Annotated in this window: 12 protein-coding genes; 7 read left to right on the top strand and 5 right to left on the bottom strand. The window is 71.8% G+C overall.

Going from position 1 to position 14,749, the window contains the following annotated elements; translation table 11 throughout:
- The first annotated feature begins 250 nt into the window (after nt 1-250).
- The 7 genes from K343_RS0113465 to K343_RS22105 all read left to right on the top strand — a co-directional run bounded on the left by K343_RS0113465 (nt 251) and on the right by K343_RS22105 (nt 9,525).
- Nucleotides 251-2,548, top strand: coding sequence for an alkaline phosphatase family protein (locus K343_RS0113465; protein ID WP_211226268.1), 2,298 nt, complete (start codon nt 251-253; stop codon nt 2,546-2,548).
- Between the two features lie 72 nt (nt 2,549-2,620).
- Nucleotides 2,621-3,973, top strand: coding sequence for a cytochrome-c peroxidase (locus K343_RS0113460; RefSeq protein ID WP_028008532.1), 1,353 nt, complete (start codon nt 2,621-2,623; stop codon nt 3,971-3,973).
- A 2-nt stretch (nt 3,974-3,975) separates the two neighbouring features.
- A complete protein-coding gene (locus K343_RS0113455) occupies nt 3,976-4,587 on the top strand; it encodes a hypothetical protein (RefSeq protein WP_028008531.1) in 612 nt (203 codons plus the stop codon).
- A gap of 7 nt (nt 4,588-4,594) precedes the next feature.
- Nucleotides 4,595-5,494 carry a 2OG-Fe(II) oxygenase gene (locus K343_RS0113450; protein WP_028008530.1) on the top strand — a complete coding sequence of 300 codons (900 nt, stop codon included), beginning with the start codon at nt 4,595-4,597 and terminating at the stop codon, nt 5,492-5,494.
- A 102-nt stretch (nt 5,495-5,596) separates the two neighbouring features.
- Nucleotides 5,597-6,358, top strand: a complete 762-nt coding sequence (locus K343_RS0113445; protein ID WP_084615888.1) for a response regulator transcription factor — start codon at nt 5,597-5,599, stop codon at nt 6,356-6,358.
- A complete protein-coding gene (locus K343_RS0113440; protein WP_028008528.1) occupies nt 6,355-7,683 on the top strand; it encodes a sensor histidine kinase in 1,329 nt (442 codons plus the stop codon). The genes K343_RS0113445 and K343_RS0113440 overlap by 4 nt, the downstream gene beginning before the upstream one ends.
- Nucleotides 7,684-7,836: 153 nt before the next feature.
- Nucleotides 7,837-9,525 carry an alkaline phosphatase family protein gene (locus K343_RS22105; protein ID WP_211226266.1) on the top strand — a complete coding sequence of 563 codons (1,689 nt, stop codon included), beginning with the start codon at nt 7,837-7,839 and terminating at the stop codon, nt 9,523-9,525.
- 8 nt (nt 9,526-9,533) lie between these two features.
- Here K343_RS22105 and K343_RS0113430 read toward each other — a convergent pair whose 3' ends face one another.
- The 5 genes from K343_RS0113430 to K343_RS22090 are packed head-to-tail and all read right to left on the bottom strand — an operon-like array spanning nt 9,534 to nt 14,702.
- The gene (locus tag K343_RS0113430; protein WP_051278382.1) at nt 9,534-10,406 is read right to left on the bottom strand and encodes an efflux RND transporter periplasmic adaptor subunit; all 873 of its coding nucleotides are present in this window, start codon (nt 10,404-10,406) and stop codon (nt 9,534-9,536) included.
- 25 nt (nt 10,407-10,431) lie between these two features.
- The gene (locus K343_RS0113425) at nt 10,432-10,635 is read right to left on the bottom strand and encodes a DUF1656 domain-containing protein (RefSeq protein ID WP_028008526.1); all 204 of its coding nucleotides are present in this window, start codon (nt 10,633-10,635) and stop codon (nt 10,432-10,434) included.
- Nucleotides 10,625-12,718, bottom strand: a complete 2,094-nt coding sequence (locus tag K343_RS22100; protein ID WP_051278380.1) for an FUSC family protein — start codon at nt 12,716-12,718, stop codon at nt 10,625-10,627. Before K343_RS22100 ends, K343_RS0113425 begins: the two co-directional genes overlap by 11 nt.
- Nucleotides 12,715-13,233 carry a MarR family winged helix-turn-helix transcriptional regulator gene (locus tag K343_RS22095; protein ID WP_051278379.1) on the bottom strand — a complete coding sequence of 173 codons (519 nt, stop codon included), beginning with the start codon at nt 13,231-13,233 and terminating at the stop codon, nt 12,715-12,717. The genes K343_RS22100 and K343_RS22095 overlap by 4 nt, the downstream gene beginning before the upstream one ends.
- Nucleotides 13,230-14,702: an efflux transporter outer membrane subunit gene (locus tag K343_RS22090; protein WP_084615886.1), complete on the bottom strand. Its 1,473-nt coding sequence runs from the start codon at nt 14,700-14,702 to the stop codon at nt 13,230-13,232. The genes K343_RS22095 and K343_RS22090 overlap by 4 nt, the downstream gene beginning before the upstream one ends.
- Between the last annotated feature and the right edge of the window lie 47 nt (nt 14,703-14,749).

The raw sequence follows: 14,749 nt of genomic DNA, 5'->3' as shown, positions 1-14,749 counted from the left end.
CGGCCGGCGCGCGGCGCTCGTGGCGCGCGCCCATGTCGAGCCGCAGGTGGCGCTGCGCGCGTTCGGACTGGCTGTCGCCGCCGCGCGCGCAGCGTCGCCAGATGAAATTCCTGTCAGCGCGCGCGGCCCCGGTTAAGAAATGTAAAGCCGCGTGCGATGCAACAAATGCGTCAATGCGCGCTCCCTAGCATCCGCGCCTCCAGTCGCCGCAGCACGCGGTGGCATCTGAAACCGCACGAAGAGGGAGCGCATGATCACTCAGCCGTCATCATTCCGGAAAACGCCCAAGGCGCTCGTCGAGGCTACGCTGGTCGCCGCCATCTGCGCGATGGCCGCCTGCAGCGACAACAACCATCACGACGGCAGCACGCCGGTCACGCCGCCGCAGACCGTGACGATCAGCGGCGTGGTCGCCGGCAGCGGCTTCGTGCCGGGCAGCACGACCGAGCCGACGCTGAAGCCGGGCTACTACCAGGGCGCGCTGGTCTGCGTCGACGCCAACGCCAACGGCAAGTGCGACGCCGACGAGCATCCGGCGACCACCGGCAGCGACGGCAAGTTCTCGCTCGACGTGGCGACGGTCGGCGCGCTGATCGCCGACATCGGCACGACCGCGACCAATACCGCGACCGGCGCCGCCAATCCGACGCGCAACGTGTTCCGCGCGACGCTGGAGCAGGTGCAGGAGCAGCAGGCCGACGGCGTCGTCATCAGTCCGCTGTCGAGCGAAGTGACGCGCCTGATGGAAGCCAACGGCAGCAGCTACGACACCGAGAAGCAGAATCTGGCGACGCGCATCGGCGTCAACCTGGCGCAGGTGCTGGCCGACGTCAACGACCAGAGCGGCGCCACGCAGAGCGCGATGCTGACCGAAGCGAACGCGCTGACGCAGCGCTTCGCCTATGCGGTCACCAAGTTCGATCGCGGCGACAAATATCCCGACGCGCTGGCCGTGGCGGGCGGCGATCCGGAGCTGACCGGCATGGCCGGCGTCACCGCGGCGACCGCGACCGTGCCGGAAACGCGCCTGCCGATCACCTTCGCGCAGGCCCAGCAGGCGGCGTTCAATGTCGAAGGCATTCCGCGCTACGACGCGATCTTCATCATCATGCTCGAGAACAAGGCGACCAAGTCGATCCTCGATTCGGCGTTCGCGCCGAAGATCAACGCCTACCTGCAGGAAGGCAACCAGTCGACCAGCTACTACGCGACCGGCAATCCGTCCGAGCCGAACTACACCGCGCTCGGCGGCGCCGATGACTTCGGCATCACCGACGACAGCCAGTGGAACTGCGGCGCGACCGGCGCCAACGCGCCGGAAGACCTGCCGCTGCCGACCAGCGACCAGCCGGGCCTGGCCAGCTCGCCGTTCAACGGCAGCTGCGACAACGCGGTCAACCACAACGTCAAGGCGCGCCGCAACCTGTTCAACGCGATCACCGCGGCCGGCATGACCTGGCGCACTTACAACGAGTCGATGAATCCGGGCCAGGACATCCGCACCGACAGCGTCGCCGATCCGGCGGTGATGGCGCAGGACAACGTCTATGCGCCGGACACGGTCGGCGGCAACAGCAGCACGGTCGGCAATCCGAACCTGGTGCTGCCGCTGCCGGGCGGTCTGTACAAGACCAAGCACCATCCGGGCATGGCCTACCAGAACGTGCGCAGCGCGCCCGAGTTCAAGTTCAGCAATCGCACCATGGGCGGCGGCCAGTGGGACAACGTGCTGAAGAACAGCACCAAGTACACGATCCCCGAGGGCTATGACTTCGACCAGCTCGGCACCGACCTGCAGACCGGCGACGTCGGCAACCTGAACTTCGTGGTGCCGGACCAGTGCGACGACATGCACGGCATCACCGTCAAGGGCACGGTCGTCGGCAGCGGCGCCACCGGCACGGCGAGCGACTGCAGCGGCGACGCGATCATCACGCGCGGCGACAACTACGTCGACTACGTCGTCAAGAAGATCCGCGCGTCCGACCTGTGGAAGAACCCGCAGAAGAAGGTCGCCATCGTCATCATGTTCGATGAAGGCAAGGCCACCAGCGGCTTCAACTCCTGCTGCGGCTGGAACGTCTCGAACAGCACCGTCGCGCAGCCGCTCAAGCAGAACACCGACGGCAGCTGGGCGGTCGACGACTCCATCGCCAACTACAACCACGGCAACCGCGGCCACGGCGAGAGCATCTGGGGCGTGCTGACCAACCAGCCGGACGCGCCGAAGGGCATCAAGGACAGCGATCCGTACAGCCACTTCTCGTTCGTGCGCACGCTGCAGGACATGTTCCTGCTCGCCGATCCGGCGGTCGACGGCTCGTACATGAACCGCTCCAAGTACACGGAGAAGTTCATCGCCGAGAACATCCTCAACCTTCCCGAGTACGCCGGCAGCGCCGACACGCATTTCGACGCGGTGCGTCCGATGAATCACGCCTACGTGATTCCGGCCGACTACGTCGAGAAGCAGTCGGGCGACGTCGCCAACGAGCCGCAGGTCGGCCCGGACGCGAGCCAGGCCAACATCTGGGCGCTGAAGAAGTAACGCGTTCCTGCGCAGATCCGGCGCGGGGAGGCTTGAGCCTCCCCGCGTTTGGTCGTTGAACCGGTATCGCCCATGCAAAAACAGCAACTGCTACTCACCGGGCTGGCCGCGCTGCTCGCGGCCTGCGGCGGCGGCCACGGCGGCAGCGGCACCAGCGGCGGCACTACGCCGCCGGTCGTGATCGCTCCGCCGACGGCGCTGAGCCTCGCCGCCCAGGTCGGCCAGAAGATGTTCTTCGACACCGACTTATCGGGTTCCGGGCGCATGTCGTGCGCGACCTGCCACGACCCCGATTACGCCTACGGGCCACCGAACGATCTGGCCGTGCAGCTCGGCGGTCCGGAGCTGAAGTCGCCCGGCCTGCGCGCCGTGCCGTCGCTGCGCTACAAGGATTTCACGCCGCCGTACGCCGATCTGCTCGACAATCCGGACGGCATCAGCGTGCCGGGCCCCGGCGGCGGCTTCACCTGGGACGGCCGCGCGGCGACGCTGGCCGAGCAGGCGCGCGTGCCGCTGCTGAGCGCGTTCGAAATGGCCAATGCGAGCGCCGCCGATGTCGTCGCCAGGCTGCAGGCGGCCGACTACGCCGGCCTCTTCCGCCAGGCTTTCGGCGACGACGCCTTTGCCGACACCGACGCGGCGTTCCGCGACGCGCTCGCGGCGCTGCAGGCGTTCCAGATCGAGGACAGCAGCTTTCATCCATACAGCAGCAAGTTCGATCTGTACGCCGGCAACAAGATCGGCGGCGCGCTGACGGCCGCCGAGGCGCGCGGTCTCAAGGTCTTCACCGATCCCGACACCGGCAATTGCGCGTCCTGCCATTACCAGGGGGCCGGGCTCAACGGCAGCTCGGCGCTGTTCACCGATTTCTCGTACGAAGCGATCAGTGTGCCGCGCAATGCGGACATTCCGGCCAACGCCGACGCCGGCTACTACGACATGGGCCTGTGCGGCCCGATGCGCACAGACCACCTGCCGTCCGTGCCGGGCGCGGCCGACAGCTTCTGCGGCATGTTCAAGGCGCCGACCTTGCGCAACGTCGCGCTGCGCAGCGCCTTCTTCCACAACGGCGTGCTGCATTCGCTGGAGCAGGTGATCCGCTTCTACAACACGCGCGATACCTGGCCGGAGATCTGGTATCCGACCGTCGGCGGCACGCCCAGGGCGCAGAACGATGCCGGCTTTCCGGATTACGGTCTGATCACCGTCCAGTACGAAGGCGGCACCGTGCAGAAGTTCGACGACCTGCCGGCCGCCTATGCCGGCAACATCGATCCGCAGATGCCGCTCGACGGCCGGCCGGCGCATTCGACGCCGCCGATGACGGAACAGAACATCGCCGATCTGATCTGCTTCCTCGATACGCTCACCGACGGTTACCAGCCGCCGGCGACGACGCCCACCTCCGGACCCTGCGTGAACTGAACATGACGAGACGGATTCCGGGCCGGACGTGCGCCGCCCTGCTGGCGGCGACGCTCGCCGCCTGCGCCGGCGGCCAGCGCTCGGTCGATCGCGCCGCCTTCGAGCACGCGCTCGAAAGCTATCTCGCCGAGCATGGCGACCTGTGTCTGGCCAAGTACGACTGGCCGATCGACATCAGCGCGCAGGATCTCGCGCGCGGCTCGCGCGACGCCGTACAGCTGCCGGTGCTCGAACAGCTCGGCGTGGTGCGCTCGACGCAGACCGCGAGCGGCGCCCAGCGTTACGCGCTCACCGCCGCAGGGCAGCGTTCCTACCGGGCGCGCGAGATTCCGGCGCGCGCCGGCGCGCCGGCGCATCACGGCGACTTCTGCGCCGCCCGGCTGAGCCTGGACCAGGTCGTCGGCTGGGAGTTCGCGCCGCAGGACCCGCAGCACCGGCATGCGGTGGTGACGTACACCTACCGGGTCGACGCCGCGTCCTGGGCGCAGGACCCGCGCGCGCGCCGCGTGTTTCCGGCGGTCGCCCGCGTGCTGGACGGCGCGCGCCACGCGCAGCTGCGCCAGGCCTTCGTGCTCGGCGCCGACGGCTGGGTGGCACAGGACGATCCGGCCTAGGGGCGCGATGGGTCTGCTCGTCCGTTTCGCGCCGGCGCTCGGCACCTGGCTCGTGCAGCAGCTCGACGGCGGCCGCACGCCGCCGGACGTGGTGGCGATGATGCAGGCGCAGGGCATGGAAGCGCGCGCCGCGCAGGCGATCGTCGACGCCTTCGTCGCGGCGCGCCGGCAGCAGCGGCCGCTGCCGGTCGACACGGTCGAGCTGCCCGAGGCCGAGGCCTTCGCGATGCCGGTTTCGCGCCTGGCGCCCGGCGCGCGCGTCGCCGCGGCGGATCGCAGCGTCGCCGTGCTGGCGCGCGCGCAGGACCCGCCGCTGGCGGTGCTCGGCGGAGTGCTGAGCGCGGACGAGTGCGCGACGCTGATCGAGATGGCGCGACCGCGGCTGCGGCCGTCGACGCTGGTCGATCCGCGCAGCGGGCGCGACGTGGTGAGCGGTGCGCGCAGCAGCGCCGGCATGTTCTTCCGCCTCGGCGAGAACCCGCTCATCGCCCGGCTCGACCGGCGCCTGTCGGCGTTGATGAACCTGCCGGTCGAGAACGGCGAGGGCCTGCAGGTGCTGCACTATCCGGCCGGTGCGTCGAGCGCGCCGCACTTCGATTTCCTGCAGCCGAGCAACGCCGCCAACCAGGCGTCGATCGCGCGCAGCGGCCAGCGCGTCAGCACGCTGGTCTGCTATCTCAACGATGTTGCCGGCGGCGGCGAGACCGTGTTCCCGACCAGCGGCTGGACGGTCTCGCCGCAGCGCGGCCATGCGGTGTACTTCGAGTACTGCGACGCGCAGGGGCGCGTCGACGCCCGTTCGCTGCATGCCGGCGGTCTGGTCACGCAAGGCGAGAAGTGGGTCGCGACCAAGTGGATGCGGCAGCGCCGCTTCGTGAGCGCCGCCGAGGCCGGGGCGATCGCCTGAGGGCGCCGCGTGTCGTTTTTGTGACGTCAAACTGTCAAAAATGACAGCTAATGTGCACGTTGCGTCGCCGGGATCGAGATCGCCCGTGGCGGCGAATCCCCCATGTCGCGCACCGCCGAACTCCGTTTCCCCAGCCCCGTCCCCGTGTCCGACGCCGCGCCGTCGGCGTCGTTTCGCGTGCTGATCGCCGACGATGATCGCGAGCTTTGTGCGCTGCTCGCCGATTACCTGCGGCTGGAACAGTTCGAGGTCGCCGCGGTGCACGACGGCGCCGCGGTGCTGGCGCGCCTGGGCGACGCGCAGCGCTGTCCCGATCTGCTGATCCTCGACATCGGCATGCCCGGCCGCGACGGCCTGGAGACGCTGCGCGAGCTGCGCCTGCATCACCAGCTGCCGGTCATCATGCTGTCGGCGCGCGGCGAGGCCGAGGATCGCGTCGTCGGCCTCGACTTCGGCGCCGACGACTACCTCGCCAAACCCTGCCTGCCGCGCGAGCTGCTGGCCCGCGTGCGCGCGCAGCAGCGGCGGCGTACGCCGCCGGCGGCGGAGAATCCGGTGGTCGGCGAGCTGCACGTGCACGCCGCCGCGCGTCGCGCCCACGTTGCGGGCGCGGAGCTGCAGCTCACCGCCGCGGAATTCAGCCTGCTGCTCGCGCTGGCGCGCCACGCCGGCCGCGTGGTCGGCAAGGCCGAGCTGACGCGTGCCGCGCTGGGCCGCGAGATCGAGCTTTACGACCGCAGTCTCGACGTGCACGTCAGCCGCCTGCGCCGCAAGCTCTGCGAGCTCTCGCCGTCGGCGCCGGTGATCGAGGCGGTGCGCGGCGCCGGCTACCTGATGGTGGTGCCGCCGAGACCGGGCGCTTGAAATCGCTGTACTGGCGTCTGCTGCTCTGGCTCTGCGCGATCAACGTCGTGACGCTGCTGGTCAGCGTCGGCGTCAGCAACGCCATCGCCTGGTACAGCTACGGTCGCGCCACCGACTGGCTGGCGCTCGCGCACGAAGCCGACGAGCGCTACATCGCCGACGGCGTGCAGGGTTTCGCCGACTGGGTGCTGGCGCGGCACCACGACGTGCGCATCGACGCCACCCTGTTCGAGGCCGGCGACAGCCTGCTCGGCGGACCGCTGCTGCCCGAGCTGCGCTCGGTGCTGCCGCAGCTGCTCGCCGCCGAGCATCTGGTGCTGCGCCTCGATCCGCAGCGTCTGGCGATCGGCGAGCGCGTGATCGGCAGCGACGGCATCGAGCGCCATTTCGTCGCGCTGCGCGGCGCCGAGCCGTTCCACCAGCGGCGCGGCACGCTGCTGGCGCTGCAGCTGTCGCTGTCGCTGCTGGCGATCGGCGTCGTCGGGCGGCGGCTCGCGCGCAGCGTCGCGGCGCCGGTGACAGCCCTGCAGCGGACCGCGCAGCGCATGGCCGACGGCGAGCTGTCGGCGCGCGTCGACGCCGCGCATCTGGCGACGGGCGACGAGCTCGGCCTGCTCGCACGCGAGTTCGATCGCATGGCGGCGCGCGTCGAGGCGCTGGTCACCAGCCAGCGCCGCCTGCTGCAGGACGTCTCGCACGAGCTGCGTTCGCCGCTGGCGCGGCTGCAGCTGATCCTCGAACTCGCGCAGCGCGAACGCGGCGCCGCGGCGGCGGCGCAGCTGGCCGGCGCGCAGCAGGAGATCATCCGCCTCGACCGCCTGATCGGTGAGCTGCTCGCGCTGTCGCGTGCCGACGCCGGCCTGGCCGCGCTCGAATGGCGGCCGGTCGAGCTGGCGGCGCTGGCGCGCGAGCGTCTCGCGCTCGCCGAGCTGGAAGCCCGGCGGTGCGGCTGCACGCTGCAGCTGCAGGCCGATGCGCCGGCGACGGTGCGCGGCGACGCGCGCCTGCTCGCCCGTGCGCTCGACAACCTGCTCGGCAACGCGCTGAAGTTCGGCGCCGGGTCCGCGGTCGAGGTCTTCGTGGCGCGCGCCGGCGGGCGCTGCGAGCTGGGCGTGCGCGACCGCGGGCCGGGCGTGCCGGCGGCTGAACTCGCACAGCTGTTCCGGCCGTTCTTCCGCGGCCGCAACGCCGATGCGGCCCAGGGCTACGGCCTCGGCCTGGCGATCGTCGAGCGCGTGGCGCGGGCGCACGGCGGGCGCGTCGAGGCGCGCAGCGAGCCCGGCGGCGGCCTGTGCGTGAGCCTGTCGCTGCCGGCGGCCGGCTGAAGCGCGCCGCGCCGGCAGGTCTGGCCGGCTCCTTGCATCGGCTGGCGGCAGCCCGCCGGACCGCGTCGCCGTTGCCGTCATCGAAGACGGGCACACTGCAGCGGCCGCTGTCCGCGGCCGACCTCCGTTCGCACGCTCAGGAGCACCATCGTCGTGAGAAATGCCGCCCTCGTTCTCGGCGCCGCCGTGTTGTCCTGCGCGGCGCCGGCGTTCGCCGCCGCGCCGCCGCCGAAGCTGATCGTCGCGATTTCGATCGATCAGTTCTCGGCCAACTTGTTCGAGCAGTACCGCAGCCAGTTCCGCGGCGGGCTGGCGCGCCTCGCCGGCGAGGGCGTGGTGTTCCCGAACGGCTACCAGAGCCACGCCGCGACCGAGACCTGCCCGGGCCACTCGACGTTGCTGACGGGCCGGCACCCGGCCGCGACCGGCATCGTCGCCAACACCTGGTTCGCACCCGACGGGCAGAAGATCTACTGCGTGCAGGACGACGGCACCACGGTGCCGGGCCGCGAGCAGGGCCGCGGGCCGGCCAATCTGCGCGTGTCGACGCTCGGCGAATGGCTGCACGCGGCCGATCCGGCGTCGCGCACGGTCGCCGTATCCGGCAAGGACCGCGCCGCGATCATGATGTCCGGCCACGATCCGGCCGCCGTCTACTGGTGGGACGACGAGCGCGGCTTCAACACCTACGTCGGCCCCGGCCAGACCGCCGCCGCGCGCCTGCTGCCGGTGGCCGCGTTCAATGCCGAGATCGAGCGGCGCTGGGCCAAGGCGCCGCCGCAGTGGCGGCCGACGACGCGGCGCTGCGCCGCCCTCGACGGTGCGCAGACCTACGGCGCCCTGCGGCTCGATCATCGCGTGCCGCCGCCGCTACCGCGCGATGGCGCGCGGCCGCTGCGCGCAGACCCGGGCTTCCAGCGCTGGCTGCGCGCGTCGCCGGAGCTCGATCGCCTCACGCTGGCGCTGGCCGAACACCTCGTCGACGACTTCGCGCTCGGCGCACGCGGTGCGACCGACCTGCTCGCCGTCAGCCTCAGCGCGACCGATTACGTCGGCCATCGCTACGGCAATCAGGGTCCGGAAATGTGCGAGCAGCTCGCGCAGCTCGACGCGATGCTCGGCGATTTCCTGGCGCGCCTCGATCGCCGCGGCCGGCCGTATCTGGTCGTGCTCAGCGCCGACCACGGCGCGATGGACGCCGCCGAGCGTGTCGCCGAACGCGGCGTGCCGGCGCAGCGCCTGTCCGGCGGCAAGGCCTGGCTCGCGCAGCTCAACGAGCGCATCCGCAGCGAACTCAAGCTCGCCTACGCGCCGCTGTTCGGCGACGAGCAGGCGCTGTACGTCTCGGCCCGGGCCGACGCCGCGCAGCGCGCGAAGATCGTCGCGGCGGTCAAAGCGGCGCTCGCCGGCCAGCCGCATCTGGTTGCCGCGTACACCAGGGACGAGGCGCTGGCCGCGAAGATCCCGGCGGCGCGGCCGGCCGACGAGCTGAGCCTGCTCGAACGCGTCGCCGAGAGCACCGACGCGCAGCGCTCCGGCGATCTGCAGCTGATCTGGCAGCCCTACATCTCGTATGGCCAGCCGGAGCAGCCGGGCGACACGATTGCCGGTCACGGCTCGCCGTGGAATTACGACCGGCGCGTGCCGATCCTCTTCTGGTGGCCGGGCGCGCGCGGCTTCGAGCAGTCGCTGCCGGTCGAGACCGTCGATATCGCACCGACGCTCGCTGCCGTGGTCGGCGTCGCCACGCCGGCCGTCGACGGTGTCTGCCGCGATCTCGATCGCGGCGCCGCGTCGACCTGTGCGCTGTCGAAGAACCGGCCGGACGTGCGCACGCCGTAGCGCCGCGCTCAGCCGGCGCGCGGCGCCGGCTCGACGATCACCGTGCAGGTCTGGCCGGCGACCAGGCGCACGCCGTCGGGCACCGCGTCGATCCGCACGCGGACCGGCACGCGCTGCGCGAGGCGCACCCAGTTGAAGGTCGGGTTGACGTCGGCCAGCATCGAGCGGCCGACGGCGTCGTTGTGGTCGTTGATGCCGCGCGGCACGCTCTCGACGCGGCCGCGCAGCGTGCCGCCGTCCATCAGCTCGATGCGCACCGGATCGCCTTCGCGCAGCTTCGGCAGCTTGGTTTCCTCGAAGTAGCCGACGATGCGAAAGGAATGCGCGTCGATCAGCGCCAGCAGCGCCTTGCCGGCCGGCGCGTAATCGCCGACCTCGGCGTTGAAGTTGGTGACGTAGCCGTCGGCCGGCGCGCGCACGTCGGTCCGCGCCAGATTGAGCCGGGCGAGGTCGCGGGCGGCGAGCGCTTCGGCGTAGCGGGCGTCGGCGGCCGCGGCCTGCGAGCTGCTGGCGTCGCGGTTCTCGCTGGAGATCACCTGGCTGTCGAGATGCGCGCGCCGCGCCGCCTCGCGGGCGCGCAGGCGGCGCTCGACGTCGGCCGCCTGCAGGCGCGCCTCGGCTTCGGCGAGCGCGAGGCGGTAGCGTTCCGGATCGATGCGGTACAGCAGTTCGCCCTGGCGCACGTACTGGTTGTCGTGCACGGCGATCTCGGCGACGAGTCCGGCCACGTCGGGCGCCAGATTGACGACGTCGGCGCGCACGCGCCCGTCGCGCGTCCACGGCGACAGCATGTAGTGACCCCACAGGGCGACGCCGACCAGCACGGCGGCGGTGGCGAGCGCCAGCGTCATCAGGATGCGCAGGGCTTTGACGGCGTTCATGAAGGCTCCGGAAAAACGGTCGGGTCTAGCGCCCGTAGATGAGCAGGCCGCCGGCGCCGAACAGGCAGACGAACAAGGCCAGTCGCACCAGCGGCGGGTGCCAGAGAAAACGCTGCAGGCCGAGACGCGCGCTCAGCGTGTCGAGCAGCCAGGTCAGCGCCGCGGCGGCGACGAAGACCAGCAGCAGGGTCGGGAACAGGATGCCGGCCAGGGCCAGTTCACGCGGCATGCGCTGCCTCCGATGGCGGCGCCGGCGCGCGCAGGAAATCGTCGATGTCGAGCAGGGCGTTGCGCACGCGATGCAGCGCGGCGGCGAGACGGCGCGCGGCGCCCTGATCGCTGTCGAGCCCGGCGTTCAGGCTCACCACGGCGTCCTGCACGGCGCCGCGCGCCGCGGCCGAGGGCTGCGTCGCGGCGCGTTCGACGCGTTCGAGCAGCGCCGTCAGCGCGGCTTCGTGGCGGCGCAGGCCCGGCGTGCCGGCGACGATCGTGCGTGCCTCGACGATGGCGTGGCCGACTTCGAGGATCGACAGGCCGTAGCCCTGCATCGCGTCGCGGCGTGCGGCCGGCACGTCGGCGGTCGTCTGGATCTGCAGCAGCAGATCGCGGCAATGGCTTTCGAAGCGCTGGCGCAGGCCGCGCAGCGGACGCCGGCAGACCTGGTCGAGCTGGCGGCGCAGGCTGGCGCGCAGGCGCTGCAGGCGCGCTTCGCCCTCGGCCGGCAGCAGCACGCCGAACGCGAGGCTGCCGGCGCTCAGGCCAATGAACAGCGCCAGGCCCTGGTTGAGCAGGAAGGCCGGATCGTGGGTCGGCGGATTCTGCGGCGAGACCAGATTGGTGAAGAAGATCAGGAACGCCGCGCCGACGCCGGCCGAGGCCGGCTGCGCCGCCAGCCACAGGCCGAAGACGAGGAACGGCAGCATCGCCAGCACCAGCAGCGCAAAGCCGCTCATCAGCGGCAGCAGCAGCAGCGCGCAGACGAAGCTGAACACGACGCTGAGGCAGACGCCGGCGATCATCTGGCGGATCGCGAAGCGCGGCAGCGGCGCCGCCGCGAACAGGCAGCAGACGACGCAGGCGTTGAGCGTGGCGGCGGCGCCGTCCGGCCAGTCGCTGGCGATCCAGAAAGCCGCCGTGGCCAGCAGCGCGAGCGCCGCGCGCAGGCCGGTGACGAAGGCGCTCGGCAGCTCGGCGTGCGGCGTGAAGCGCGCGCCGGAGACTGCGTCGAGCGCGGCCGGCGCGCGCAGCACGGCGAGCGAGGCGTAGACGCGCGTGTAGGCGAGCAGTTCGTCGGCGAGCTGTACGATCAGCTCGGCGCCGCTGTCGTAGTCGAGCGCATCGTTGTCGTGCGGCGGTGCCGGCCGCTCGGCGAGCCGGCGGCGCGCGTCGAGCAGCGGCGCGATCGCCTGCGCCGCTTCGGCGGCGTTCGCCGGCGGCTGCGCGAGGGCGGCGCGCAGCGGCGCGGCATAGGCGAGCAGGGCGGCGTGCAGCGGCTCGCGCTGCTGGCGCCGCAAGCGCGCGAGCAATCGTTCGAGGGCGTGGAAGCTGGTCAGCGCCGCCATGAAGTCGACGTTGAGCTGCTGCAGGCGGGCGTTGCGCACGCGCGATTCGGCGTCCTCGAAGAAGGCGGCGCTGCGCAGCGATTCCATGCGCACGATGTCGGCCGCCAGCTGCGCATGCAGCGCCGCGCTGCGCGTGGCATCGACTTCGCCGCGCAGGGTTTCGGCAATCAGCTGCGCGAAGTCGCGGTAACGGCCGCGGACCAGCGCGACCAGCGCCGGCGTCAGGCGCTGCGGCGCGACGACGTCGGCGATCACGCCGGCGCAGAGCACGCCGAGCAGCACCTCGGACACGCGCGACAGGGCGATGTCGAACGCGGCGCCGGTGTTGAGCGCGGCCGAGAAGCCGATCAGGCAGGCGGTGTAGCCGGCGAGGATGAAGGCGTAGGCCTTGAAGTCGCGAAAGCGCGCGGCGCCCATCGCGCAGGCGCCGACCCACAGCGCGACCGCGCCGATGAACAGCTCGCGGTACTGCGAGAACAGCGCGACCAGGATCAGCGTGGCGGCGCAGCCGACCAGCGTGCCGACGGCGCGATAGGCGCTCTTGGCGAGCACGAAGCCGCTTTGCGGCTGGGCGACGATGAACACCGTCATCATCGCCGTCGCCGGCTTGTCGAGGCCGAGGCGCATCGACAGCCACAGCGCCGCGAACGCGGCGATCAGGGTCTTGGCGATGAACAGCCACAGCTGGCGCTGCGCCGGCGTGATGCGCAGCGCATCGCGCCAGAGCGTGGCGGCCGGCGCGGCGCTCATCGCGGGCTCGCCGCCTCGCCGGCGCGCAGCAGCTTGCCGAGCAGGCCCTGCAGCTGGCGCAGCTCGGCGGTCGAGAAATCGCCGTAGAGGCGCGCGACGACGTTCCAGATCTCCGGCTGTACGCGTTCGGCGAGCTTCTCGCCGCTGCGCGTCAGGCGCAGCATCACGCGGCGCCGGTCCTCGGCGTCCGGCGCGCGCGACAGCAGCTTGCGCGCGCACAGCTCGTCGCAGACGCGCGTCAGATTGGTCGGTTTTTCGCCGGTCGCGTCGGACAGCTCGCGGGCGCTGATGCCGGCGCCGCCGGCGCCGTACAGCACCATCAGCACCGAATAGCTGACGTAGTTCAGATCGTGGGCCTTGAGCACCGCGTTGCTGAGCCGCTGCGCATGCTTGTGCGCCTGCGCCATCAGACGGGCGGCGAGCATGTGCTCGTACGGCAGTTCCGGCAGACGGGTCTGGGCGCCGGCCAGCGCGCGCTCGATCGCGCGGCGGCGCGGGTGACGGTCCTGGCTCATCGTGCGGTCTCCGGCGCCTGCGGGGGTGATTCGGCTGGCGGCAGGCCGCCGCCGAGCGCGGCCATCAGCTGCGCGTGCGCGGCGACGCGCTGCAGGCGCAGCGTCGCCGCGTGATCGCGCTGCAGCAGCAGCGCCGATTCGGTGCCCAGCACTTCGAGATAGTCGCTCAGGCCGGCCTGGTAGCCGCGCATCGCCAGCGCGTGCGCGTGCTCGGCGCTGCGCACGGCGGCGTCGATCTGGGCCTGCTGGCGTTCGAGGCCGCGAATCGCCGTCACCGCATCGGCGATCTGCTGCAGCGCGCGCACCAGCGTCTGCTCGTAATGGCCGACCGCCTCGTCGTACTGCGCGCTGCGCGCGCCGAGCGCGGCGCGCAGGCGGCCGCCGTCGAAGATCGGCAGCGACACCGCCGGGCCGACGTTGGCGACCAGTGCGTCGGGATGGAGGAAGTGATAGAAGCCGAGCGATTCGAGGCCGGCCGCGGCGATCAGATCGATGTTCGGATAGAAGCGCGCGTGTGCGGCCTCGACGCCCTGCGCCGCGGCCTCGACCTGCCAGCGTCGCGCGGCGAGATCCGGGCGGCGCGCGACGAGCTCGGCCGGCAGATGGCTCGGCAGCAGGCTGCCGGCCGGCACCTGCAGATGCGGCCGCTGCAGCGCGTCGGCGCCGCCGGGGCCGTGCCCGGCCAGTGCCGCGAGCTGGTGGCCGAGGATCTCGATCTGCTGGTCGACGGCGTCGAGCTGCGCCTGCAGCGCCGGCACGCCGGTCTGCACCTGCGTCAGCTCCAGTTCGGTGCCGATGCCGGCCCGGACGCGCTGCGCGCTGATTGCGGCGATCTGCCGGCGGTTGCGCAGTTCCTGTTCGAGCAGCTCGCGGCGCTCGTATTGCAGTGCCAGCTGCGCATAGGCCTGCACGATATCGCTTTGCAGGCTCAGGCGCGCCGCCTGCTCGGCGGCGCCGCTGGCGCGGGCGCCGGCGCGCGCGGCCTGCAGCGCCGCCTCGTCGCCGCCCCAGAGGTCGAGCGCGTAGCGGAAATCGAGCGCCGCGCTGTTGCTCCACCAGAACGCGCCGGCGTACGGCGGCGGGATGAAGCTGCGTTCGGTGAAGCGCGTGTCCTGCAGCGCCGCTTTGGCGTCGACGGCGGGCAGCGTTGCCGCGCGGGCGCTGCCGGCCTCGGCGAGCGCGAGGCGCACGCGTGCGGCGGCGATCGCAAGGTCCGGGCTGTCGGCGTCGGCCTGCGCGATCAGCCGGTCGAGCTGCGTGTCGCCGAAAGCCTGCCACCAGCGTGCGTCGGGCCATGGCGCGTCGGCGCGCTCGCCGGCCAGCTGCGCGCCGGCTTCGAGCGTCGCTGCGTCGCGGCGGGCCGACTGCGGGCCGATGCCGTCCGGACTCGCGCAGCCGGCCAGCGTAATCGCGACGGCGAGCAGGGGTTGGCGCAGCCGTGCGGCGAACGGATTGCGCAAGGCCGTCATGACAGAAATGAAAACTTCATTAATGAAGTATATTCGCCGAAAAAAGC

This window comes from Solimonas flava DSM 18980 (assembly GCF_000426685.1).
Taxonomy (GTDB): Bacteria; Pseudomonadota; Gammaproteobacteria; order Nevskiales; family Nevskiaceae; genus Solimonas; species Solimonas flava.
This window is presented reverse-complemented; position numbering and strand designations above follow the sequence as displayed.